General features: G+C 53.6%; 26 protein-coding genes. 13 read left to right on the forward strand and 13 right to left on the reverse strand.

The window, feature by feature from the left end; translation table 11 throughout:
- Positions 1 to 13 precede the first annotated feature (13 nt).
- The 6 genes from IM267_RS07315 (at position 14) to IM267_RS07340 (ending at position 5,156) form a co-directional block, all read left to right on the forward strand.
- Positions 14 to 211, forward strand: a complete 198-nt coding sequence (locus IM267_RS07315; protein ID WP_063452103.1) for a hypothetical protein — start codon at positions 14 to 16, stop codon at positions 209 to 211.
- Between the two features lie 24 nt (positions 212 to 235).
- The gene (locus IM267_RS07320) at positions 236 to 421 is read left to right on the forward strand and encodes a hypothetical protein (protein WP_063452104.1); all 186 of its coding nucleotides are present in this window, start codon (positions 236 to 238) and stop codon (positions 419 to 421) included.
- Positions 422 to 487: 66 nt separating this feature from the next.
- On the forward strand, positions 488 to 2,584 hold the full coding sequence (locus tag IM267_RS07325; RefSeq protein ID WP_193033081.1) for a peptidase domain-containing ABC transporter: 2,097 nt from the start codon (positions 488 to 490) through the stop codon (positions 2,582 to 2,584).
- Positions 2,581 to 3,330, forward strand: coding sequence for a hypothetical protein (locus tag IM267_RS07330; RefSeq protein WP_064910058.1), 750 nt, complete (start codon positions 2,581 to 2,583; stop codon positions 3,328 to 3,330). The genes IM267_RS07325 and IM267_RS07330 overlap by 4 nt, the downstream gene beginning before the upstream one ends.
- A 6-nt stretch (positions 3,331 to 3,336) precedes the next feature.
- Positions 3,337 to 4,587: an HlyD family secretion protein gene (locus IM267_RS21530; protein ID WP_023298992.1), complete on the forward strand. Its 1,251-nt coding sequence runs from the start codon at positions 3,337 to 3,339 to the stop codon at positions 4,585 to 4,587.
- A 239-nt stretch (positions 4,588 to 4,826) separates the two neighbouring features.
- A complete protein-coding gene (locus IM267_RS07340) occupies positions 4,827 to 5,156 on the forward strand; it encodes a hypothetical protein (protein ID WP_063452107.1) in 330 nt (109 codons plus the stop codon).
- Here the strand turns inward: IM267_RS07340 and IM267_RS07345 are convergent.
- The 5 genes from IM267_RS07345 to IM267_RS07365 all read right to left on the reverse strand — a co-directional run bounded on the left by IM267_RS07345 (position 5,134) and on the right by IM267_RS07365 (position 9,655).
- The gene (locus tag IM267_RS07345) at positions 5,134 to 5,937 is read right to left on the reverse strand and encodes a DUF4225 domain-containing protein (RefSeq protein WP_193033082.1); all 804 of its coding nucleotides are present in this window, start codon (positions 5,935 to 5,937) and stop codon (positions 5,134 to 5,136) included. The two genes, IM267_RS07340 and IM267_RS07345, sit on opposite strands and share 23 nt — an antisense overlap.
- Positions 5,938 to 6,121: 184 nt before the next feature.
- Complete coding sequence (locus tag IM267_RS07350; protein ID WP_046621824.1) at positions 6,122 to 7,210, reverse strand: AAA family ATPase; 1,089 nt, start codon at positions 7,208 to 7,210, stop codon at positions 6,122 to 6,124.
- A 147-nt stretch (positions 7,211 to 7,357) separates the two neighbouring features.
- The gene (locus tag IM267_RS07355) at positions 7,358 to 8,317 is read right to left on the reverse strand and encodes a DUF523 and DUF1722 domain-containing protein (RefSeq protein ID WP_063452108.1); all 960 of its coding nucleotides are present in this window, start codon (positions 8,315 to 8,317) and stop codon (positions 7,358 to 7,360) included.
- Between the two features lie 102 nt (positions 8,318 to 8,419).
- Positions 8,420 to 8,830, reverse strand: a complete 411-nt coding sequence (gene uraH, locus IM267_RS07360; protein WP_063868718.1) for a hydroxyisourate hydrolase — start codon at positions 8,828 to 8,830, stop codon at positions 8,420 to 8,422.
- Positions 8,831 to 8,929: 99 nt separating this feature from the next.
- Complete coding sequence (locus tag IM267_RS07365; protein ID WP_063868720.1) at positions 8,930 to 9,655, reverse strand: MerR family transcriptional regulator; 726 nt, start codon at positions 9,653 to 9,655, stop codon at positions 8,930 to 8,932.
- 117 nt (positions 9,656 to 9,772) lie between these two features.
- Between IM267_RS07365 and IM267_RS07370 the strand changes: the two genes are divergently transcribed.
- Positions 9,773 to 10,297, forward strand: a complete 525-nt coding sequence (locus tag IM267_RS07370; protein ID WP_063452111.1) for a lipocalin family protein — start codon at positions 9,773 to 9,775, stop codon at positions 10,295 to 10,297.
- Between the two features lies 1 nt (position 10,298).
- Here the strand turns inward: IM267_RS07370 and IM267_RS07375 are convergent, their stop codons facing one another.
- From IM267_RS07375 to IM267_RS07400, 6 genes are read right to left on the reverse strand one after another with little or no spacing between them, the layout of a single operon-like run.
- Complete coding sequence (locus tag IM267_RS07375; RefSeq protein WP_193033083.1) at positions 10,299 to 11,306, reverse strand: fimbrial protein; 1,008 nt, start codon at positions 11,304 to 11,306, stop codon at positions 10,299 to 10,301.
- Entirely contained in the window at positions 11,306 to 11,824 is a 519-nt protein-coding gene (locus IM267_RS07380; RefSeq protein WP_107534382.1) for a fimbrial protein, read from the reverse strand. The genes IM267_RS07375 and IM267_RS07380 overlap by 1 nt, the downstream gene beginning before the upstream one ends.
- Positions 11,815 to 14,340: a fimbria/pilus outer membrane usher protein gene (locus IM267_RS07385; protein ID WP_193033084.1), complete on the reverse strand. Its 2,526-nt coding sequence runs from the start codon at positions 14,338 to 14,340 to the stop codon at positions 11,815 to 11,817. Before IM267_RS07385 ends, IM267_RS07380 begins: the two co-directional genes overlap by 10 nt.
- Positions 14,341 to 14,363: 23 nt before the next feature.
- Positions 14,364 to 15,041 carry a molecular chaperone gene (locus IM267_RS07390; protein ID WP_064910046.1) on the reverse strand — a complete coding sequence of 226 codons (678 nt, stop codon included), beginning with the start codon at positions 15,039 to 15,041 and terminating at the stop codon, positions 14,364 to 14,366.
- A 52-nt stretch (positions 15,042 to 15,093) separates the two neighbouring features.
- Complete coding sequence (locus IM267_RS07395; protein WP_193033085.1) at positions 15,094 to 15,678, reverse strand: fimbrial protein; 585 nt, start codon at positions 15,676 to 15,678, stop codon at positions 15,094 to 15,096.
- Between the two features lie 52 nt (positions 15,679 to 15,730).
- Positions 15,731 to 16,333 (reverse strand): LuxR C-terminal-related transcriptional regulator, encoded by a 603-nt coding sequence (locus IM267_RS07400; protein ID WP_063868730.1) that lies wholly within the window; start codon positions 16,331 to 16,333, stop codon positions 15,731 to 15,733.
- Positions 16,334 to 17,168: 835 nt separating this feature from the next.
- Between IM267_RS07400 and IM267_RS07405 the strand changes: the two genes are divergently transcribed.
- The 4 genes from IM267_RS07405 to IM267_RS07420 all read left to right on the forward strand — a co-directional run bounded on the left by IM267_RS07405 (position 17,169) and on the right by IM267_RS07420 (position 20,066).
- Entirely contained in the window at positions 17,169 to 17,957 is a 789-nt protein-coding gene (locus IM267_RS07405) for a winged helix-turn-helix domain-containing protein (protein ID WP_193033086.1), read from the forward strand.
- 1 nt (position 17,958) lies between these two features.
- A complete protein-coding gene (locus IM267_RS07410) occupies positions 17,959 to 18,438 on the forward strand; it encodes a hypothetical protein (protein ID WP_064910040.1) in 480 nt (159 codons plus the stop codon).
- A 353-nt stretch (positions 18,439 to 18,791) separates the two neighbouring features.
- Positions 18,792 to 19,562 (forward strand): GlxA family transcriptional regulator, encoded by a 771-nt coding sequence (locus tag IM267_RS07415; RefSeq protein WP_226847972.1) that lies wholly within the window; start codon positions 18,792 to 18,794, stop codon positions 19,560 to 19,562.
- Between the two features lie 48 nt (positions 19,563 to 19,610).
- The gene (locus IM267_RS07420; RefSeq protein WP_112792083.1) at positions 19,611 to 20,066 is read left to right on the forward strand and encodes an acetyltransferase; all 456 of its coding nucleotides are present in this window, start codon (positions 19,611 to 19,613) and stop codon (positions 20,064 to 20,066) included.
- Here the strand turns inward: IM267_RS07420 and IM267_RS07425 are convergent.
- Positions 20,056 to 21,093 carry a virulence RhuM family protein gene (locus tag IM267_RS07425; RefSeq protein ID WP_193033087.1) on the reverse strand — a complete coding sequence of 346 codons (1,038 nt, stop codon included), beginning with the start codon at positions 21,091 to 21,093 and terminating at the stop codon, positions 20,056 to 20,058. The genes IM267_RS07420 and IM267_RS07425 overlap by 11 nt on opposite strands.
- A 50-nt stretch (positions 21,094 to 21,143) precedes the next feature.
- A complete protein-coding gene (locus IM267_RS07430) occupies positions 21,144 to 21,485 on the reverse strand; it encodes a SymE family type I addiction module toxin (RefSeq protein ID WP_193033088.1) in 342 nt (113 codons plus the stop codon).
- A gap of 128 nt (positions 21,486 to 21,613) precedes the next feature.
- On the opposite strand from IM267_RS07430, the gene IM267_RS07435 reads away from it, so the two are divergent.
- Together IM267_RS07435 and dgt are read left to right on the forward strand one after the other, a co-directional pair.
- Positions 21,614 to 21,793 (forward strand): YlcI/YnfO family protein, encoded by a 180-nt coding sequence (locus IM267_RS07435; RefSeq protein ID WP_193033089.1) that lies wholly within the window; start codon positions 21,614 to 21,616, stop codon positions 21,791 to 21,793.
- Between the two features lie 15 nt (positions 21,794 to 21,808).
- On the forward strand, positions 21,809 to 22,681 hold an 873-nt coding region (dgt, locus tag IM267_RS07440), incomplete at its 3' end, for a dGTP triphosphohydrolase (protein ID WP_193033090.1).

The following is a 22,681-nucleotide window of genomic DNA, read 5'->3' on the forward strand; positions in this document are numbered from 1 at the left end:
CAGGAGACTAAAAATGAAAGCGATTTCATTCGTAGAAGCGAAAGAAATTATCGGTGGTGCATTGAACCCAATCGATGGCCTGATTAAAGGCGCACAGCTGGGCTGGAACACGGGTGCAAGCGTTGGATTAGGTTCCATCGGTGGCATCGTTGGTGGTGTGCTGGGTGGTGCTATGGGCTTCGTGGGCGCGATTTTCGGCAGCTTTAACTAATTTATTTTTTCAAAGGAATAAACCATGCAAGTTATCGACATCAAAAAAGCACAGGCCATCGTTGGTGGTTGGGATCCTATTGCCTCTGCTATCCAGGGTGCAAGCGCGGGCTATAACGCGGGCAGCCAGATGTTAGGCGTTATTGGCGGTGCCATCGGCGGTGCGTTTGGCCTGGTTGGCGGTCTGATCGGCGGCTTCTTCAGCGCGTAAGTTGTTGACCTTTGCACTCATGGCCCGCATTGCCGGGCCATTTTTTTATTTCAGCCACGGATCACTATGTTTTCGCTCTTTCAGTATAAAAAACAGGGTAAGACCCCTGTTATTCGCCAGCATGAATTTACCGAATGTGGCCTGGCCTGCCTGGCAATGGTGTTGGGGCACTACGAACACCATGTCTCCGTCAGCCAGCTGCGCCGGGAGATTTCCGTTTCCGCCGATTCGGGAACCTCAATGGCGGAATTGTTGACCCTTGCCAGCGATAAAAATATGTCTGGCCGGGTGCTTAAAGGCGAAATCACTGAAATAGAAACGTCTGAGCTGCCGCTCATCGCCTTCTGGCGCGGTAACCATTTCGTGGTCATCGTGAAGATCGACAGCCGCAGCGTGACCGTCCACGATCCCGCCAGCGGCGTGCGTCGTTACCGCCTGAAAGAGGCGGAAAAACTCTTTTCCGGCTATGTGCTTGAGCTTAAGCCCACGCCGAGCTTCGAAAAGAAATCCCCGGATGAAAAGCTCACGCTTGGCCGGTTAGCCAATAAATCTCCGAGCCTGTTCCAGCGCCAGCTGCTGCTGTTTGTGCTCTGTATTTTTACCCTTATCACCATGCTGGCGAGCCCCACCTACGTGCAGCTGATAATGGATGAGGCCATTTCCCGCAGCGACAGCGATCTGGTGATCCTGCTCACCGCGATCTTCGCTATCGTCTTTATCTTTGAAGTCGTCGGTAAATTCCTCAAGCAGCTGCTTGAGATCCTGATGCGCAACATTGCCTATGACGATCTAAGCCAGTCCGTGCGGCACTACATGCTGCGCACCCAGACCAGCTGGTTCCGCTCGCGCCCGCCGGGCATCGTGCTGGCTATTGAAAAATCGCTCCACGCCTGCGCGGAGTTCATCAGCAATGGCTACGTACAAATTCTTTTTTCCAGCCTGATCGCCGTGACCAGCCTGCTGTTTATGCTGCTGTATAACGTCAAAATTGCGGTGCTGACGATGCTGCTGATGGGCGTGTTCTTCCTGATCCGCTTTTCGCTGATCGGCCCCTATCAACGCGCCGTGGATGACTCCATCGAGCGTACCGCCCAGTATGAATCTCTGCTGGTAGAGACGCAGAAAGGGATCATTACGCTCAAGGCGAACAATATGGAGCAGGCCCGGGACGCGGTGATGGACAAATCCCAGCGCGAACACATCGCCGGGCTGATGCGTAAAGAGCGGCTGCTGGCCCGTTTTGACGTGGCTTCGCTGCTGGTGATCAATGCCGAGCAGCTACTGGTGGTCTGCTTTGGCGCGTGGCTGATCCTGGAAGGGCAGATGAGCATCGGTATGCTGTACGCCTACATCAGCTACAAGCGCTATTTTTCCGATGCCATGGTGCAGGTGGCGCAGAAGCTGCTCGACAAAAATGCCCTCAAGGGGCCGCTGGATCGCGTGGGCGATCTGCTGTATGCCCCCTCTGAAACCAGCCAGTTTGGGAAGCGGATTGTCACCTCGCCGGTCTGTCTGCAATTTGAGGATGTCTCATTTGCTTATCCGGGCCGAGAGGCCACGCTACAGCATATCAACATGACCCTGAAGCAGGGCGAAGAGGCGGTGATCGTTGGCCAGAGCGGGTCCGGAAAAACCACGCTGCTGCGTCTGATCTCTGGCATGCTGCTGACATCGTCAGGCACGCTGCGGATCAATAAGATCCCCATTGAGGAGTGCGATCTCTCCTCGCTGCGCCAGCACATCCGCATCGTTCATGCGGACGATATTCTCTTCACCGGCTCGATACTGGACAACATCGCCTGCTTTGACAGCGCGCCGGATAAAGAGCAGGTCATCGCCGCGTGTCGGTTGGCGGAAGTGGACCACGTCGTCGCCCGTCTGCCGCACGGTTACGAAACGGAGATGCTGCCGGGGAACACCTTTTTCTCGGCCGGGGAGATGCAGCGTCTGGTCCTGGCGCGCGCGCTGTACAGCCAGCCTAAGCTACTGCTCTGCGACGAAGTGACGGCGAACCTGGATAAGACCACCGCGCAAAAGGTGCTGGCGAACCTGCGTAGCCTGGGGATTGGGCTGGTGTTTGTCACCCACTCGCCGGACGTGGTGGGCTGCCATGGTCGTCTCTATACCATGGAAAACGGAACCCTGCGGGAGAGTGCGCCATGATGTTTCTGCCGCGTCTCTATGCCCGACTCTGCGCGCGCCAGGCCGGACGCACCTTAATGGCAAACCGGATTGCGCAAAACTACAGCCAGTTTATGCCCTGCCCGGAGACCGAGGTGCCGGCTGATTTTCTGCATCAGAACGCCCATGAGCTGAGCGGGTTTAACTTCGTGGAGCAGATTTTCCCGCCCGCGCTGTGGGCGCGCAACGTTCGCTTCGATCTGCATGCGTACGTGGCGCAGTGGACGCAGGAGCAGGGGTTTTACAGTTCGCCTCGCACCCTGCTTCTGGGCATGCGCTGGGCGGGCTTTGGCCTGATTATGGATGCGCTGCTCGCCACCGCGCCAGACGACGTGCGCTTTCAGTTTATTACCCGTCACCCTGCGCTGCACAAGCTGATGGCCGCGCACGACGGACGGCGCGCCGGCTCGTTTTTCGCCCCTCAGCGCCTGGTGACGGTGCTGCTGATGGACGAACGCCTGCCGGATGCGCCGCTGTTCCCAATTCAGGCAGGCGATCGCAAGGCGTGGTTAACGGACGTCTCCACGCGGTTTTTATCGCGCTATGGCTACAGCGTCCGAACGCTGCTGCCGGTCTGTTCGCTGCACGCGGTAGAGTTTGGGCTGGAGAGCCAGGCGTATGCGCCAGAGGATTACCGTCTGGCCGCCGCCGACACGCTGAACGCGCTGCGCAAAACCCCCACGCTCTGGAGTGGATGGGACGATCTTTCAGTGATTTATCATGGATGACATATCGTGAAATTAAAAAACCGAAGCCGACAGCGTCGGGCGCTAATCCCGCACCACTTTTCAAAAAGCTATCAAATCAACGCGCCGCGGCTGAAAACCGTGCTGACGCTGTTCATCGCCTTTTTTCTCTGCCTGCTGGTCTTTGCGATTGCTTTCAACTTTTCGGAAACCACGCTGGCACGCGGGGTGCTGATCCCGGCGCAGGGCGATGTGGAAGTGCGCGCCAGAGAGTCCGGAACCCTTGTTGATTTTGCCGTCCGGCCCGGCCAGTACGTGAAGGAAAACGATCCGCTGTTCACCGTGTCGCAGGACTATGGCGGCAAGCAGGGATCGGTGGTGCAGTTTGACCGCCAGCAGATGGAAGCGGAGAAAAAGCGCAGCGAGCAGCGCATTCAGGCCATTGAGGATTCTATTGCGTCGTACCGCAAAAACCTGGCGCAGCAGCTGGCTCTTACCGACAAGCAGATAGCCGTTTCTCGCGATAAGGTGAAGAAGCTGCGCGCGCTGCTTAAAAACAGCACCGACACCTACGAGGCGTGGAAATCCGTCTCCGGGAAGGGCTATGTCTCCAAAGTGGATCTCGATAAAAGCCATAACGATGTGCTCAACGCCCAGCTCAACCTGACGCTGGAGGAGAGCACTATTCTTGAGCTTGAGGCACGCAAAACCAGCCTGACCGACAGCACCCAGTCGCAAATTGACTCGCTGAGCGAAGAGCAGCTGTACGTGAAAAACCGCATCAGCGAAATCGATCGCAACCTGTCCAGCCGGGGAAGTTCCACCATGGCTATGCTCGCCCCTTCGGATGGCTACGTGGTGGCGATTAACTTCCCGCCTGGCCGGGCCATTACGCAAAACAGCGAGGTGGTGGTGGTGATCCGTAAAAATACCGCGGCGACGATGGAGGGGTATCTGTATGTGCCGGCAACGGGGGTGGGGCGCGTGGCGAAAGGCGATAAGGTTAAGCTGCGCTTCGACTCCTGGCCCGTGGACAAATACGGTTCGGTGGAGGCAACGCTGTCCGATTTCTATGAGGTCAATATTGATGCCCATTCGGCGCTGATCCCGCTACAGGAAGGGCAGAACTACTACCTTGCCAAGGTGCGCGTCCCCTCCTGGTTTACCGACCCGGACAAGAAAAAGCGCATGCTGATGGGCGGGATGACGGTGAACGCCGATATCGTTATCGATCGTAAGCCGCTTATCAATCTGCTGATTGCGCCGCTGGAAAGGGTGCGCAAGCGGTTTATCGATTGACCCGATTTCATCGATCATCGCCCTTTAGCCCACATATTTAACGGCGTTCTGTGGCTATTCTCCTTCTCATACCAACCGGAGGATAGCCCATGAACATGACGCTAATTCGCAATGCCAGCAGTGTCTTTTTAGCGTGACCCTGTTTTTGATGTTTAATGCGTCCGTACCTGACGGGTTACAAGACGCATCTCTTCCGGTTAAGATATTCCACGTTACTTTCCAGAAGAAAAGGTAGTGGCATGAACAATATTGAAACGCAGTTACTTGAATCAGGTTTCACCGTAAAAGAGTTAGCGTATCTGAACCGAAACATTAGCCGTTATGGTTCATCCTTGCTCGAGGTCGTGCTTGAGTTAGGTAAGCGATTTATCATGGTTCTGTTTATTACTGCGGCTGTGGCTCTGATTTTCCTGGCACTTCTTTGTTTCGCTGAACATTACAATATTGTTTCCGGAGGCATTTCTCTTTTCATCGTATTGATTATTGTCTGGTTTTTTCAACCTCCGATCATTACTTACAAAGCCTGGCGCTACAGAAGGAATTACCTTAGTTCTGACCAGACGCATTAGAAATTAAATCAAAAGAGACTTTTGCAGAGACACCCCAGCCGACAATTTTCATAGTGAGTGCTGCGCGATTCATTCCGTCGACCTTGCGGTAAAAATCCAGTGGGAGATAGCGAAACAGACGCCATGATTCGGGTTTTCGGATGGCGCCAAATACCGTATAGACGCTTGCTGCCAGGCTTACGCTATTGAATACTCCCAGTGCGGATTCGCGTTTAAATCCCATAAACTGAGCAATATCCATGACGCCATCTGCCAGCATACCTTCGGAGTTTGGTTGATGCTGAAGCGTTCTGTTAATTTCTTTTGAAATGGCATTTGCACCATCCATAACCAGAATCGCTCCTGCAAGCGCACCCACTGGGTTCATTGTCATCATTGCACCAACACCTGCCACAATCTGTAACCCTGAAAGCACAACCTTAATCGACGAGATAACGTAACCGACGACTTTGTTATTTTCTTTAACCAGTTCAATCTGAGCAAAAATCTGAGCTGTACGGGAGCGAAGCATTCGGCTTTGATCAAGAAGACTTTCGTTCTCAGCCCGGATGTTTTTCAGGCATTCCATGCACTCCTCTTCACTTCTGGCCGCCCGGGTAGCGCTAAATTGTTGCATCACAAACTGCCGTATATCATCCATAAATTTAATCCGTGCGAGTCCGTCGCTAAGATGTTGCCCTCCGACAATATTCGCAGTATTGATAAGCTTCCGGGCTTCAAGATTTATCATTGTTTCAGCCCATGCACGGGTGTTCTGACCAGGGAAAAGTGCAATATCCATTTTAATTTTCTCATCTGATAACCAACGTTTACAGATTATCCTGCCAGAAGAAACTGGCAACAATAAATTGGATAATCTATCGCGAGCACAGAATTCGCCGAAGGTATATACCGACGGAAATCATCGTCGTTGATGGCGACCTTGAGAGTGGTGACTGGATAAAACGAGTGCAAGAGACATAGACTTACCCCAGTCGCTCCATCCTCGTCTCCCCCTCCACCATCGACAGCTGATACAGCGAAAACGAACGGTGCTTCTCAATCAACTGCGCCAGCTCCGGCGAGTGGCTGGTGAGCCAGATCTGCGAGTAGCGACTGGCTTCGGCAATCAGGCTCGCCAGGGCGGGCAGCATCTGCGGGTGCAGGCTGTTTTCCGGTTCGTTAAGGGCGATAAAGGCTGGTGGGCGCGGGCTGAGCAATGCCACCGCCAGGCACAGAAAACGCAGCGTGCCGTCGGAAAATTCAGCCGGTTCCAGCGGTCGGCTCAGGCCTTCGCGTTGCATCATCATGCGAAAGCGTCCGCCGGTGTTGTCGCTGTAAAACACGCAGCCGGGGAAGGCCTGGTCGAGAATGCGCATCAGCAGCAGCTCGTCGCCGATTTCGACAATGGTCTGAAACGCGGCGGCAAGGTTCGCGCCGTCGCTGGCCAGCACCGGCGAGCGGAAGCCCACCTGCGGCGCACGTATAGCTGAGCCGGACGAAACGGAAAATTCATGATAAAAGCGCCAGTTACGCAGGGACTCGCGCATCTGCGACACTTCGGGGTAGAGGTGCGGCTCGCCGAGCTGCCCGAACACCGACTCGTTCTCATACAGCGTACCGCTGTGGGTCACTTTTTCGTGATGCACGTTGTTCAGGAAGACCGCCTGATTCTTACGCTTCATCAGCTGTGACGACGGACGACGGTGCTGCCCGCTCAGCCAGATGGACTCCTCTTTGATCACCGGGTCGAGCTGAAACTGTGACGGATAGGGCAGCTTTTCCACAAACCCGACCTGGAGCTCATATTCATACGTTTCCGTTTCCACCGCCAGGTTCATGCGTCGCAGCTGATCGCTTCGGGTTTTTCCCGCCCAGAACACCTTCAAAATGCCGCCCTCGTTCGCCAGCGCCTGGGAGAATTGCCCCTGCGCCGCGCTGTGCATCAGGTAAATCGCTTTATAAATATTGGATTTTCCCGTGCCGTTGGGGCCAAACACGATGTTGAGCTGCTCCAGCTCAAGCGACATATCGCGAATCGAGCGGTAGTTCTGAATATGCAGGTTTTTGATCATCGGGGTACTCCGCTGTGCAATCTTAACCTGTACAGAATTACAGTATTTTGCGTTGAGCGCAAAAAAAAAGACGACAGTGAGGGTGTCGTCTAAACGGGGTACAGCTTTGGGCCTCTGTGGGTCAATGGGGCCTTCGCTTCTTTCTCATCAGGTAACGGCCAGACGCAGACCCAAATCATCAGGATAGGGATCAAAGTAGTTTTGCGTCATCAGATACCGGTCAGGGTATTCAGCCAGGTAATGCTTCAGCAGCGTCAGCGGCGCGAGGATCGGCAGCAGGCCGTCACGGTAATGCAGGATCACATCACGCAGTTCTCCGCGCTGGCGGCTGTTCAGCTGGTTACGGAAATAGCCCTGAATGTGCATCAGTACGTTGGTGTGGTTCTTCCGCGAAGCGGGTTTTTTCAGGATCGTCATCAGCTTGTCGCGATACGCCACGAAAAACGCGTCCAGATCGTCCCACTCATGCAGTGATGCCACGAACGGGCCAATTTCACGGTAGCCCGCCTGATGGTGCGCCAGAAGCTGAAGCTTATAGCGGCTGTGGAAGTCGAGCAGGGCGCGGCGCGTCACGCCATTTTTACGCAATATGTTCAGTTCATGCAGGGCGAAAACGCGCTCTACAAAGTTTTCCCGCAGCACCGGATCGTGCAGACGACCATCTTCTTCGACGGGCAGCCAGGGGAAAGTGTCAAGGAGGGCGGCGGTGAACAGCCCGACACCCTCCTTGCGGCCCCGGTTGCCGTTTTCATCATACAGCCGCACGCGCTCCATGCCGCAGCTTGGGGATTTTGCACAGACGATAAAGCCCGACAGATCGCCGATTTTCGGCAGATAATCCGCTGTGAATGCGGCCATCTTCTGCGTGACGTCATCATGCGGCGCTTTGCTAAAACGCATTTCTGTCTCGCCGCGGGTGGTCATCACCAGACGCAGCGCCGGACGAGGCGTTGGCAGGCCAATCGCCATTTCCGGGCATACCGGACGGAAAGTGACCCACTGAGCCAGCTCATCCATCACAAAGCCCATACGCTTATGCCCGCCGTCAAAGCGAACGGCGGAACCGGTCAAACATCCGCTAATACCCAGCACAGGTTTCGTTGTCATGGTGTGCACCTCCCGATCTCATATCTAAAAGTTACACAACAATGCGAGTTTGTCCAAGTATTGGCGAGATTATTTTTTAATCTGCTTTAAAATCAAGGGCAATCAGCTGCCCTTGTAGGTCGAGTAACCGTACTGGCTGAGCAAAAGCGGGATGTGCAGTTTTTCGTTGGTGCGGGTGACGGTGAACAGCACTGGCACTTCCGGGAAGAAGGATTCCAGCTTTTTACCGTGGAAGTAATCTGCGGTTTTGAAGGTCACTTTATACACGCCAGGCGCCATATCCTCGTCCTGCGGATAGAGCGATTTGATGCGCCCGTCGTGGTCGGTTTTACCGCTGGCAATCTGGGTCCACTTGTTCTGCTCCTGCTTCTCCAGCGTGACGGTTACATCCGCAGGCGGCATACCGGTTTGCTGGTCCAGAACGTGCACGCTCAGGGTGCCTGCCGGCGCACTGAACGCGGCAGGAGCGAAAGCCATTGAAGCCAGCATCATCAGAGGGAGTGTCTTTTTCATCGTGTTTTCCTGTTAAGTCGTGGTTGACAGGAAAACGTTAGCACTCGCTGCGCGAAAAAATATTCAACTTTTCGTGAAGATTGCCACAGCAGAAAATAATCAGAGGATAATGACCTCAAGGGAAACCTGCTGCTGCCACTGCGCAACCTGCTTTTTCCGTGCGGCGTTAAGCTTGCCGCTGGTGACCAAAAGCCATTTGCGGTCCGGGAAAATTTCCGGGGCCAGCGCGGCAGGGGGAACCGGCAGTATGTCGATGCGGTGGCCCTGGCCGGTGCGCGTTAAGGCTTCAAGCCAGATCTCACACGGGTCGTTCAGATACCAGCCGCTGATGAGAATGTTATCGCCCGGCGCTTTTTTATCGCCTTCAAGGCAAAACGAGGTGTAGGCGATGAGGATGCCGTCGAGGATCTCACGCAGGGTCATGGCGGCGGCAACGTTGGCCGACATCTGGCCGCGTAGCGGACGCAGCACGTTAGCCACCAGCTCTGGCCGCGGGTATTCGCGCCCGGCGTCGTAAACCATCTGACGCAGGGATTCGATTTTTCCCTCCTGCAATTTTTGCAGCATGGCCTGTTGCAGGGTTTGCCAGTTATTGGCGCGGCGCGGAGCAGGGCGTTCCAGCAGGGATTTTACCTGGCCAATGGGTACGCCTTTTTTTACCCAGTCGAGGATTTTCAGCGCCTGCTGAACGTCCTCATCGCTGTACAGGCGGTGGCCGCCGTCCGTACGCTCGGGCTTGAGCAAGCCATAGCGTCGCTGCCACGCCCGGAGCGTGGTGGCGGTAATGCCGCTGAGTCTGGCGAATTCGCCGATGGAGTAAGCCATGTCTGCATCCGAAGAGGAGGAATAATCTCAATATACTACGAATATTTCCCGACGGGATGAAGCGCCGCATTGGTGCACTACACTTAACATCCAACCGCGTAAATGAAAGGAGCTCTCATGAGGCTATGGCCTGTTGTCACCGGTGTCGCCATTGCGCTGACGCTGGTTGCCTGTAAATCTCCCACGCCGCCGAAAGGCGTGCAGCCCATAACCGGCTTTGATGCCAGCCGCTATCTCGGCAAATGGTATGAAGTCGCCCGACTGGAAAACCGCTTCGAGCGCGGTCTGGAACAGGTTACCGCGACCTACGGCACGCGCAGCGACGGTGGGATCAGCGTGCTTAACCGCGGCTATGATCCGGTGAAGAACAAGTGGAATGAGAGCGAAGGTAAGGCGTACTTTACCGGCGAACCCACCACGGCCGCGCTGAAGGTGTCGTTCTTCGGCCCGTTCTACGGCGGCTATAACGTGATCAAGCTGGACGATAAGTACCAGTACGCGCTGGTCAGCGGTCCGAACCGCGACTACCTGTGGATTTTATCGCGTACGCCGACCATCCCGGATGCGGTAAAACAGGACTACCTGAACACCGCACGCGGTCTGGGCTTCCGGGTCGATCAGCTGGTGTGGGTTAAGCACTGACCTACTGATACGAAAACGTAATGCTCGCCAGGGCGTTAGCCGAGCCGGGGACCAGTTCTCCGGTTCGGATGTACTGCGCCTGGAACGGCAGCGACAGCGTTTGTGCTGCGCTGGTGGTCTGGATGAAAAACTGTCCCGTCGTGCCTGCGGCCGAGCTGTCCGGCCCCATCATCAGCGGCCCGGTACCGTTATAGAAGAACTGCACGCCAATGCCGGAGGCCGTAGAGTCCCCGGTCAGCGTCACGACCGACGAGGTATTTGACGGCGTGGTCTGATCGGTCATCACGGCGTTAACCGCCACGTTCTCATCGCAGGTCAGGCTGACGTTAAACTCGCCCGACGGCGAAGTGCTGCCTACGGTGGGCAGCGTGTGAACGTCAATGGTGCCCAGTTCGACGTTGGCGCTTTTCGTTCCCACCGTGCAGCCGCTTGCCGTCACCGTGATGGTGGTCGGGTTGATGATTACCTGTGCGGTTTTCACTTCGTTGTTATAGGCCGTCAGGATCGCCGCGTTAATGGTTGGGGTCTGGTATACGCCGGATTTCAGCGGAACGCCGGTCTTGATAAACGTCACTTTTGCCGACCAGCCCAGTGTGGTGGCGTACCCGTTTGTCCCCTCGGCCGGGTAGCTCTGCGTAATGCCCGCCTGCATCGGGACATAGGTCGTCCCGTTATAATCTTTAAGCCCAAGAATGAAGCCGATGCCGGGCACGCCCGTTTCAAATACCATGTAACTGGCGCCATCGAGAATCACCGTGATGCCGGTGGCCGTTACGCTGCTGCTCGGCTCCAGCGTTCCTTTGGAGCAGGTAAATACCAGGCCGCACCAGAACACTTCCGATACGCTCGCGCTTGCACTCCATTCAGAGCCGATCGTCTTTCCGGGCACGATGGAATCTGCCGGGCCTGACCAGGCCATGGGCGTGGGTGAAAGTGTGATATCCGATGTCCAGGAGAGGGCAAACGCCTGAGACGTCATGAATAACAGGGCTAAAAACAGTAAACGCATTATTGGTACTCCGTCGTCCAGGTCGCCACTGCCGAAACGTCTCCGGCATTGACCGGCGCACCCGTGGCGGCCAGTCGCGCATAGAAGGTCATTTTTACGCTGTCATCCCCCGCCGCGCCGTAGGCGGTGGTCTGCGTGTCCAAAGGGATGAGCTCGCCGTCTTTATCCAGAATCTGCACCGCCACGCCGGTCGCGCCGCCGTCAGCAACTTTCAGAAGCTGCGGGTTTTCGTCATCCGGCGTGCCGCTGAAGCGGATTTTCACGCCAGCAAAGGTGGGGCCGCACGCTTCCAGGGTGAGCGTGAAGGGCGTTTTAACAGGGCTGACCGCACCCGCCTCGCTAAACTGTTTCATGCCGACGGTTCCGAGCGGCACGTCTTGCTCCTTTGAATCTTCCGCGACAATGCAGGTATTGCCGATCACACTGCCGGTCACGGAAACCAGCACGTCATAGCCGCGCACGGGGACGGTGATGAACAGCAGCAGGATCAACGGGAGGAACCGAAGGGTTACTGACATAGAACCTCCTGGGAATAAAGCCCGGTGCGGGCGTGATAATTCTGCGGGTTCAACGCATAGTGGATCGTGCAGCGCTGGGTGCTGTTGCGCCCCCACACGGCACGTAAAGTTCCCTTCGCGGACAGGCCGGTCAGATACACGCTGCCGCCATCGCCGACGATACCGCTGGCGTTGTCATCCTCTGACGAGACCAGCGTGCCGAAGGGGAGCACGTCCCTGGCGTGACGCACGATAAACATCGCTTTTGCCCCCTGACGCGTGGTGAGGGTGGCGCGAACCAGCGCCCCGTCGGTGGGTATTTTATTGGCGATGGCGTTCTCAAGCTCCACGTCATTGCCCACGGTGGTGACATCCAGCGCAACCTGATTGACGCGATACGGCGTGGCGTACGGGATTACCGCATAGCCCCGGCTGTCGGTTTTGATGCCCTTTTGGTTGAGCACAGCGACGTTGCTGGCGCCCGGGGCTTTCACCAGAATATTGGTGTTGCCGAGCGGCTGGCTCAGCGTCAGGCCATCCTCATGCAGCACCGCAGCGCCGCTCATCCCGTAGCTGAGGTTGCGGGCGTCGCCGGAATAGCTGTAGCCCAGGTTGTAGTCTCCCCACGCGCCCTCGTATTGCAGCGCGGCATCGCCGCCGTAGTGCTGCTGCGCGCTGTAGCGCTGGTTGACGCTATAGAAAAGATCTTCCTGTCCCGGCAGATAGCCGCTTATGCCCGTACTGGCGGTGGTGCCGGCGGGATCCGCATGGGTGGTGGTAAAACGAAGGCGGGTCGACAGCGCCGGGTTACCCAGCGGTACCGACAGGGATAACGCCAGGATGTTGTCTTTCTTGTTGTCGTACAGGCTTGCGCTACGCTGGGCGCTGATGCCAAGCGACAGGTTACGAAACGTTGCGTTCCACGCGAACTGCAAGCTCTGCGTGGTTTTTGACGTATTCCAGTAGGTTTGTTGATCCCATGACAGCGACAGCGCCCCGTATTCGCCCATCGGCTGTGACAGCAGCAGCTGATTTTTTGCCTTACGCGACATATGCAGGTTGTAAACCGTGTCGTAGCGGGTGGTGACGGTGCCATCGTCTTCCACGGTCTGTTCTGGCGCTCCGCCCGTCATGCCTTTGTAAGTGGTATCGCTGAGGGTATAAAACCCTTCCGTTGAATAACGCAGCGAGAAGAAATTAACCCGCGTACCGGTATCGTTCAGCAGCTTGCTGTACCGCAGGCGCACCGAGTCACCGGTGTAGCGCTGATTATCGGCCAGCTGGCTCCGGGCATGGGTAAGGTCGAGGGAGTACGCGCCAAAGCGGCCGAGATTCTGCCCGATGCCGAAGGCCAGGCCGTTGTAGCGATCGGAAAACTGCGCCCCGCCATAAAACGTGAGGCCATATCGCCAGCCGAGGAACAGCTCACCCTGCGCGAAGGAGGGCGACTGCTGATTGCCCGTCGGACGGTATTTCCCCGCCCCCAGCGCATACTTCATCTGGCCGTTACGCACCAGATTCGGCACGCTGGCAAAGGGCAGGGTGTATTGCGTCTGGCTGCCGTCGCTCTCCTGAAGGGTGACCGCAAGATCGCCGCCTGAAGAGGTCGGATAGAGATCTTTCAGTACAAACGCGCCCGGCGGAACGGAGGTTTGATAGATGATGTTACCGTTCTGGCGAACCGTCACCGTGGCGTTGCTGCGCGCGATGCCACGCACTTCAGGCGCGTAACCGCTCAGGCTGGCGGGCAACATGTTGTCGTCGGTCTTCAGGGCGATGCCACGCAGGCCAACGGTGTCAAACACCTGAGATGACGTGAACGTTTCACCGGCATAAGCCTGAGCACGCAGGGCGTGAATATCCCGCTGTAGCCAGGTCTGCACGTGGGTAAGCTCGTGACTCCCTTTGGTCCACGTGGTGAAGTCACGCAGCCGCCATGCGCCCAGGTTGGCGCCGCTGTTGAGGCTCACGAACAGCTGTTGTTCCCGCGTGCGCGTCTCGCCCCGATACGCATTATTCGCCCCATTGACCACGTAGTTCAGCCACGCGGCAGTGATGCCGGATTCCCAGCTCGCCGGGTTGACGTACCCGCGCGGCAGAGTGCGCATCGCACTTTGCGGTACGGTGAAGTTGAGGGTAAGCGTCCTCTGGTCAAAATCAAACCGGGTATCGGCGAACGACTGGGTTAAAAAAATGCAGCGCTGCGCAGGCGACAGCTCACCCCCTTTCGCCTGACGACTATCGATGCCAAGTGCGGCGAATTGCGCAGGCGTCAGGCATGGCAGGGCTTCACCGGAGGCATTTTCGGCGGCGCGAAACGTGACGTTACCTGTGAACGCGAACTGGGTGTTGATGTACACGTTAAGGTTGTACTCGCCCGGCGGCAACGCGCTCCCGGCGTTGACCCAGGCGAGGTCGGCGCTGTTTGCCTGTTCGCCGTTAAGAAACGCAGGATTAAAGTGCAGCTCGCTTTCGGCAGCCACGGCTTGCCGAATCACCAGGGCGATCGCCGTGGCGCACAGGATTTTTATTTTCATGTGGTCACGCCTTACCGTTTTTATTATTGGGACAACGACGTGCGGGTGACGGGCGTCCAGGCCCCATAATCGTTAATGGTCTGGTAGCTCAGGCTGCTCGCCTGGCTGAAGGTGTCTGCCAGCGTCACGCTGGCTTTCGGCGGCACCATGACGGGCGACACCGGCCTGCCATCAATTTTCAGGTTAATGGTGGTGAGGTAATACGGCGTTGGGTTGGTCAGCGTGACTTTCCCCGCGCGGTATGCGCCAGCAAGGTTTTTCCATGCCTCTCCTGCGCCTTCCCGGAGCGACTCAGGGCGATAAAAGACCTTGATGCGGTTGGCTGAGGCAAATTGCAGTGAATTGCCGGAACCGTTTTTAACCTGCTGTGGGATGGCTTTGACCGTCATCCAGTACAGCGTTTCGCGATCGTCTGGCAGGGTTTTGCCGCTGAACATGATTTTCACCGCGCTTTCGCTGGCGGGCTTCATCACGTACAGCGGCGGCGTGATGACGAAGTCGTGCGTACGGCTGCCTTTCTCGTCTTCCATCCAGGACTGGATCAGGAAAGTGGCATCAGGATGGGTATTTCTTACCTGCATCATCGTCTGCGTCGTCGCGCCTGCGTAGACCAGCCGCGTTGCGCCCAACCCCACGCCGCCTGCATATACGGCGGATGAACATAACGTGCCAGCCAGACAAATCCATGTGTTTACGCGCATTGTGCATCTCCTGAAGCTGAGTCAGACCCGACCAACAGGCCGGGCCTGAAGATCACGAATAGGTCACGGTGTAGGTAGCGACCGCGCTGGCATCACCCGCCGTGGCGTTGCCCTGCGGTGAGTAATATTTCGCGCTGAAGTTGAGGGTGTTTTCCCCTTTACGCAGAGGGATGGCTGCTGCCGGTTCACCCAGCCTTACGACGTTTCCCTGTTCGTCATAAAGGCGGATAGCGACATGCTGCGCCGAGCCGGCACCGCCGTTTACGCCCGCGGCCAGGCTATTCACATCGGTGCTGTCCGGCGTACCGGTGAAGGTGATAGCCACGGTTGTTGCGGCAATGGGGTTCTGTTCCGTGGAAGCGGAGGTATCGGCGATTTCGCAATCCTCCAGCGTAATGGCGAAGGTTTTTGCGGTACTGGCTTCACTGCCTGCGGCGGCAAGCGTTGCGGTACGCACTTCACCCATGTCGACGTCAATATTGGCGCTGCCGGCGCTGATGGCGCAGGCGGAGGTCACCACTTTACCGCTGAAGTTGACCGTGCCGCCGCTGGTGGTAGCGGCCAGTGCTGAGCCCGCTGGCAGCAGGGCGGCAATGCTTAATGCCATCAGAGAATGGCAAGTAAGGCGTGCTTTCATTTCATAGTTCCTTGTTTTTTTTATTACGAGATTTGCTCTGAAAGCGGCAGGTCTAACTGGTTAAAAAGACCAGCAAATCTGTCTTATTCCTGAGCCCGAGTTTTCTTATTGCTGAGCTTTTTAAGGCGCTCACGCGGCGATAAGAAAGTTTCTCCAGTTCTGCGATGTAACGTATATCCAGTCCGTTCCTGAGTTCCTTTAATACCCTCCTTTCTCCTGGCGTCAGCGATAACGCCGCTGGCTGCTTTTGGGGCCGATAATGGCTATCAACCATTTTTGCTAGCTTCATCCGCCACTGATAAACCGTGTTCTGTAGCGAGATATAGGCATCAATATTTTCCCGGACCCATAACAGACAATGGGCAGAGGTGGAGTACAGGCAGATAATCACCTCGGGATGTGCGGCCTTGATTTTTTTTAAATATTTCAGGGAGTCATACCCTGTATGATATTTCTCTGCGCCTGATATAAATAAGATATCGATACGAATCGACGACAGTACCTTATCCAGTTCGTGATAACCTCCTTCTACGATATTGATCTGAAGGTCATCGCGAATGCTGCTTAATAACGTTTTAATGCCATTTCTTGCATAATGATCGCCGCCCATCAGTGCAACTGTAATATGCTGTGTTATTTGGGTAGTGTGCGTCATGTTATCCCCTCGATTTATAATAGTAATCAGGCGAATTATATACAGCGTTATCGCCAGTATTCTCGAAGCAATGACGTATTGCATAGTGTAGGCCTACTATACGTCGGCCAATAAAGAGGTAATCTGAATTAATCTAAAATTGTATTAATTACTAAGATCGAGACCGGTTACGACGTTTCCCTCTGATTGGTCTTATTCCGCTTCGCTTTCTGTAAATTATGATAACCGCAATTTTTCATGAAAATTTAGCTTTGATAAATGTTTTGTAAGGAGTTTGTCTTCTGGTGTCAGTGCGGGTGTGAAGTTGCTGACGGGGGATAACAATTTACGAGTGTTATCATCGATAAAAACTGATGAAAAGGTGGTTGGATAGTATACGAAACAGTTAAAAGTTATTGATATCACTCAGGTTAATAAAAGTTAAGCCTTCAGGGTGCTGAATATTTCGGACACGGATGTCCGTGGCGTACAATCTTTTTTTATGTAGGGATTCGTCAATGTCAAGAGGCGAGCCGTGCACCAAAAGGAGAGGTTCTGAATATTGAGATGCTGCTGGTAGTCAGATAATTCTCGTGAGCGAAAATTCACTTCATAAAACATCATAACGGCAGAGGATGCTGATGCGGCGGCCCTGCAAGCCGCATTCTGCAAGGGATGAGTACTTATGCAGGTTCAGTGAAGCTTAAGAGAAACAATATAAAATAGGATTTTTCGCCAATTGCTGAGATATACAGCGTGCCGTTAATCAGTCACATTGATCCCGACGCGACTGTCATCACATACATGCGGTGACTCAGGTTCAACATATGTTAACCGGAGAATTCATACTGCCCCTATGCATAAGCATTACATAATAAATAATATCGTCGAATTTCATCCTGCGGCCAGCACGTTACGTGATATCAACAATCCTGACCGCGTGGTTGTGTTAAATTCGCCAGCAGGCCGATGCCTGTTGCTATTAATCGACAGAGCAGGGTCGATTGTCACTCAGCAAGAGTTCTTGGATATTGTCTGGCAAAGCCGTGGCATGCTTGTCTCCTCCAATACCTATTACCAGAACATCTCAATCCTGCGTAAAGGGCTCAAAAAGATTGGTTTTGAAACTGACCCTATCGTTACCATTCCCCGCATTGGGTTGACGCTGGCAAGCGATACGCAAATAACCGTCAGAGAGCCTTCGCCTGCCGCGGCTCAACCCGTTGATGAACAGTGCGTGGAGGCACCGGCGTTCGAGGAGGCGTTAATAACTCCCGCGCCAGCAGCCCCTGTTGCTAAAAAGCACACGCGCTGGATGGCTGTGGTCATAGGGTTATTGCTCGTGCTGGCGGTGGCAGGCGTGACGGCGTATCTGAACGCCAGGGAAAATCGTTTTGTTGAGGACTACCGCTTCGCGGCATCCATCGGCGCCTGTCGCGTTTATCTTGCGAACGACATCCAGACCCACGCTGAACGTGCCTCCGCGCTGACCTATGTGGAGCAATTCAAGGCTGAATGCGCGCAATACCCCTGGGTTTACATCAGCTGGTACGCTCTGCTGCCCCGTGCGTCGGTTATTCGCTGCGATCGGCCCATGAAAGAACCGAACCGCTGTATATCTGATTATTTCCTGAAGGATAGCTAGCATGACTCGTTTTCGGCAGATGCTGTACCTCATTGCGACGTGCCTCGTCACGGCAGGCGTGCTGATGGGCTATTACCTGTGGCACCGTTCCTATGTTCAGCCTTTCTCATGCCAGGCTAATCTGGTACAGCACCATCCGGATGAGACGCTGACGGTCTGGCTGAATTATAACTTTGACGGGAAATTCGGCACCCTGAGCATGAATGCCCGCGCGCAGAGCGATCCGGGTAAAACCATCGACAGAAAAATTTCCTTCCGGGTGGAGCGAAAGGATCACCTGTATTTGCTGACCTCAGAAAAAAACATGACCTTCCCGGATGATAACGTTGAAGACCGCTGGCTGGAAAAATACGAACCGCAATTTTTTGTGTATCCGGGAAAAAGTATTTATATGCGTATCAATGAACAACATAATGGTAACTATATCTTTACGTTAGGAACATTACCGACATATGTGTGCCGGGGAACAAAAAAAGAATGATATAAACGAGAAAAACAGTATATTTTCCTCCCGTCTCATTTATGCTTGATTTAAAATATCAGGATTACCTTAGAAATATAAAGTGCGACATCTCATGTTGCGATAATGTAATTAATTTTAAATTTGGCAAGTAAATGAAAACTGTATTTGACTCTCCCGATGGGGGGAAATCAGTACCGGCAAAGTGTCTGCATATTGGGTTGTTATTATGGCCCCGTTATTCACTTCTGGCGGTATCTGGATTGCTGGAAGCGCTGCGTTATGCAGCGAAAGCGCAGGATAAATTAGCATTTAAAATCAGCCTGATAAGTGAGTTTCCTGATATCCCGATTATCAGCAATGCGGGAATAATCATGAGACCGGATTCCCCCCATGCCCCGCCGGAAAGTTTTAACTACCTTGCGGTTATCGGCGGCGAATTGCAGTATCTGGATTTAGGGTATCGGGGGGATAAAGCATATCTGGCGTATGCCCACCATGCCGGCGTTCCGCTTATTGGCATTGGCACCGGCAGTTTTGTCCTCGCGCAGGAAGGATTGCTGAATGAACGAAGAGCCTCTATACATCCTTTCCACCTGGACGCGTTTCGGCAGGCATTCCCGCTGGTCTACGCTGAGCAAGGGTATGACTTTATTGATGATGGCGATGTGCTGACCTGCCCGGGCGGCATTTCCACCCTGACGCTGGCAACTGAGCTTATCCGCGCCCATGCCGGGGATGATATCGCCAGCACCACCTGCCAGCGTTTGTCGCTCGTCCCGCATGAAATTGCCACCCCCCGTCCGGCGAATCTGGCGCTGATCCCCGACTGCCGGCTGCGTCGCGCCGTCATGCTGATAGAACAGTTCCTGACCCGGCCGCTCACAACCGCCGGGCTTGCGCGAGAAGTGGCACTGAGTGAACGCCAGCTTAACCGGCTGTTCACCGCCGAGTTTGGCAAAACGGCCCGCGAGTTTATCCGCAGCGCCAGGCTGCGCTATGCTTGCTGGCTGCTGAAGAACTCACAGCAAAGCGTGACGGATATTGCGCAGCGGATGGGGTTCAGCGACTGCGCGCATTTTATTCGTCATTTCCAGATGGAGTATGGCTGTACGCCTGGCGTATGGCGCACGTCGCAGAACTGATTTTTATTGCGTTGCCGCCCCGAAACTCTACTCAACCGGAATTTGAACATGAAAATAGAAGCTGCACACCCCGCACAATTTGAACGCCTCGTCGCCGTCTGGGAGTCGTCCGTTCGCGCCACGCACCACTTTTTGCTGGAAAGCGATATCGCGGCGCTGCGTCCGCTATTGCTTAATGCCTATTTGCCTAATCTCACGGTTGTGGTTGCACGTGATGAAGATGGTGTTATTCACGGCTTTTTAGGCGTAGATGAAAATCGTATTGAAATGCTGTTTGTGGATGATGCAAGCCGGGGGAAGGGCGTCGGGAAAATGCTGCTGCAATATGCCATCGCAGAATTTGGCGTAAATGAAGTGGATGTGAACGAGCAGAATCCGCAGGGCGTCGCGTTTTATAGACATATGGGATTTGAGCAGGTCGGGCGTTCGGAACGGGATGGACAGGGAAATCCGTTTCCGCTGCTGCATATGAAGTTGAGCAGAGATACCGGGATTAGCGCTTAGCCTGTTTATCCCATTTTAATAAGCCGACGATATCTTTCTCACCTTCGGCTTCTTTCAGCAGGCGCTGCTTTTTTTCAAACTCAATGTATTCTGAGCACGCCTTTTCATCAGCCGCTTTCTTGCTGATTTTTCCTGCGCCTTCTAAAACGTCCCGGTCATTAAATTGCAGGAACTGATCGAGCTTGGTTTGCCAGTCCCTTAAAAATACCTGCTTGCGTCGTTTGGCCTGATCTTCAGCAAAATCGAGCCACATATTAACGACGCGATTGAGTTCGCTCACCTCATCCTGAGACAGATAATTTTTTGCGGTGGTGACATCGCTTTTACGGACCTCTTCGCCTTTATAGCTGGTCAGCCCCATATGCGGTTGAGTGGCGTCCGCACGTTTGTGAATCAACTCAGCAGCGGTGAGTCCCGTGCAGGCAAAATGCAGTTTATTCTGGATGGTCTGAAAGAATTGCGTGGTTTCTTTGAGTGACGGCTGATAATCCGCGGCCAATGCGAAAATTTCCCTCACACGGAGATAGACCCGGCGCTCGCTGGCTCGTATGTCGCGAATGCGTTCCAGCATTTCATCGAAATAGTCAGGCACGGCGGATGAACCCACAGGCGGGTTTTTAAGGCGCTCGTCGTCCATAACGAAGCCTTTAACCAGATATTCCTGGAGCGTTTGTGTGGCCCACTGGCGGAACTGGATGCCTCGAGACGAGCGCACCCGGTAGCCGACAGCAAGTATTGCTTCAAGGTTGTAGTGCTCTATCTCTCTGGAAACCTGACGTTTTCCTTCCTGACGAACTATCCGGAATTTCCGGATAGTTGAATGTTGATCAATTTCGCCATCAGAAAATATATTTATCAGATGCTCGTTGATAGTTCGAACATCTTTACCGTACAGATCGGCCATTGCTGCCTGGGATAACCAGATTGTGTCAGATTCGAAGCGACATTCGACACGCACTCTTCCGTCACCGCTGGCGAACATAACGAATTCGCCTGCCGGGGATTGGATTACGTCTTTATCTGCCATGTCGCCTCCACATCTAATGCACCAGGCAGGTAGTATGCCAGAAACAGCCGCTACGCCAGGTGGTTTGTATTTGATTTTGCGAGGTGCTTTCCAGGAAGCTGCGTTTGAATCGCTGCAAGCGCGTCTTCTATCTCAGTGAGCTTTGCCTTCGTCCGTTTATAATCATCCTGCAACCTCTGCTCCTGCTCATTATACGCCACCAGAACGATGCACCCTTTCATGACCTTTACCGTAACCTGCTGTCCGGTATCAAACCCCGCCGCGCGCAGCCACTTGCCGGAAAGGATGATTTTCGGCGTAGATTTGTCGTAAACATTCGGGCGGTATCCCACAATTAATGAATGCTCGGTTCCGGATTGGTCGGTATCTGGGGTAAAATGCAAATCAGCCATAATCAACTCCTTGATAGTTGGTGAGGTTAGACGCCCATTAGTGCTCCAACACTGCTGGGCGTTGTCAGAATTCCGAATCCATGTGGTAGGTACCACATGCAGATAAATTAACCGAAGTGGTACCTACCATGCAAGAGAAAAAGAAACCAAATTTTGACCGCACTAAGAGCACGATGAAGAACATTCGGTTCGAGGATGAGCTTTTGGAACAGATTGAAAAGGTTGCCGGCAAAGGGAATTTTAGTAAGTGGGTTAAAGAGGCTTGTTTATACAAGCTTGGTTATGATGCGAAAAAAAAATTGCCATAATATACGGAGAATATAATGCAAAGATATCTTACAACAAATCGCCATCGACCCTCAGTAGCAAAACATTCAACTTTGCTTGCAGCCACACAAAGTGATCGAGCCAGACTTATTTATTCAGCAGCGTTTCGGAGATTGCAACAAAAAGCACAGGTGTTTTCTCTAGAAAGTAACTCTTCTGTTCGCTCAAGATTAACTCATTCCATTGAGGTCTCCCATATTGGGAGATATATAGTAGCATCAATCACTGATATGATTGAAAAATCGAGAAAAATAAAGAAAAATGATAGGGATTGTTGGTCAAAAAATAGCTTGGCTATAGCAAATATGGTTGAGATATCATGTCTGGCACATGATATTGGAAATCCTCCTTTTGGTCATTTTGGTGAGGCAGCGATTAAGGAATGGGCTTCTGTTGATGGCATTTATTTTGCGCTAAAAGATGCTTTCGAGATTAATGACTTAGCAGAAGCAAAAAAGTTCTCTTATCTATTAAATGATTTTCATCACTTTGATGGAAACCCACAAGGGTTTAGAATTCTAACTAAACTTCAAGGAGAAGACGGGCTAAATGGGTTAAATCTGACATATAGTCAGCTAGCAAGCTTTTTAAAATACACATATTGCCCAAGTGACGATGCTAAAAATATTTTACCATCCCCTCCTTTCAGCAAAAAAATTGGTTTTTTTGATAGTGAAAAAAATATTATTCTCTGCGCTTGGAACGAGCTTGGAATCAGCCATAATAAAAGGCATCCATTAAGTTTTTTAATGGAAGCATCAGATGATATCTCATACTGCATCAGTGACATTGAAGATGGTATTGAGAAGAAAATCATAAGTACTAAAGATTTTTCCAACTTCGTTGTTAATGAGCTCTCAATACTAAAA

Origin of the sequence: Enterobacter cloacae complex sp. P15RS (assembly GCF_014895905.1) — a bacterium.
GTDB classification, from domain to species: domain Bacteria; phylum Pseudomonadota; class Gammaproteobacteria; order Enterobacterales; family Enterobacteriaceae; genus Enterobacter; species Enterobacter quasihormaechei.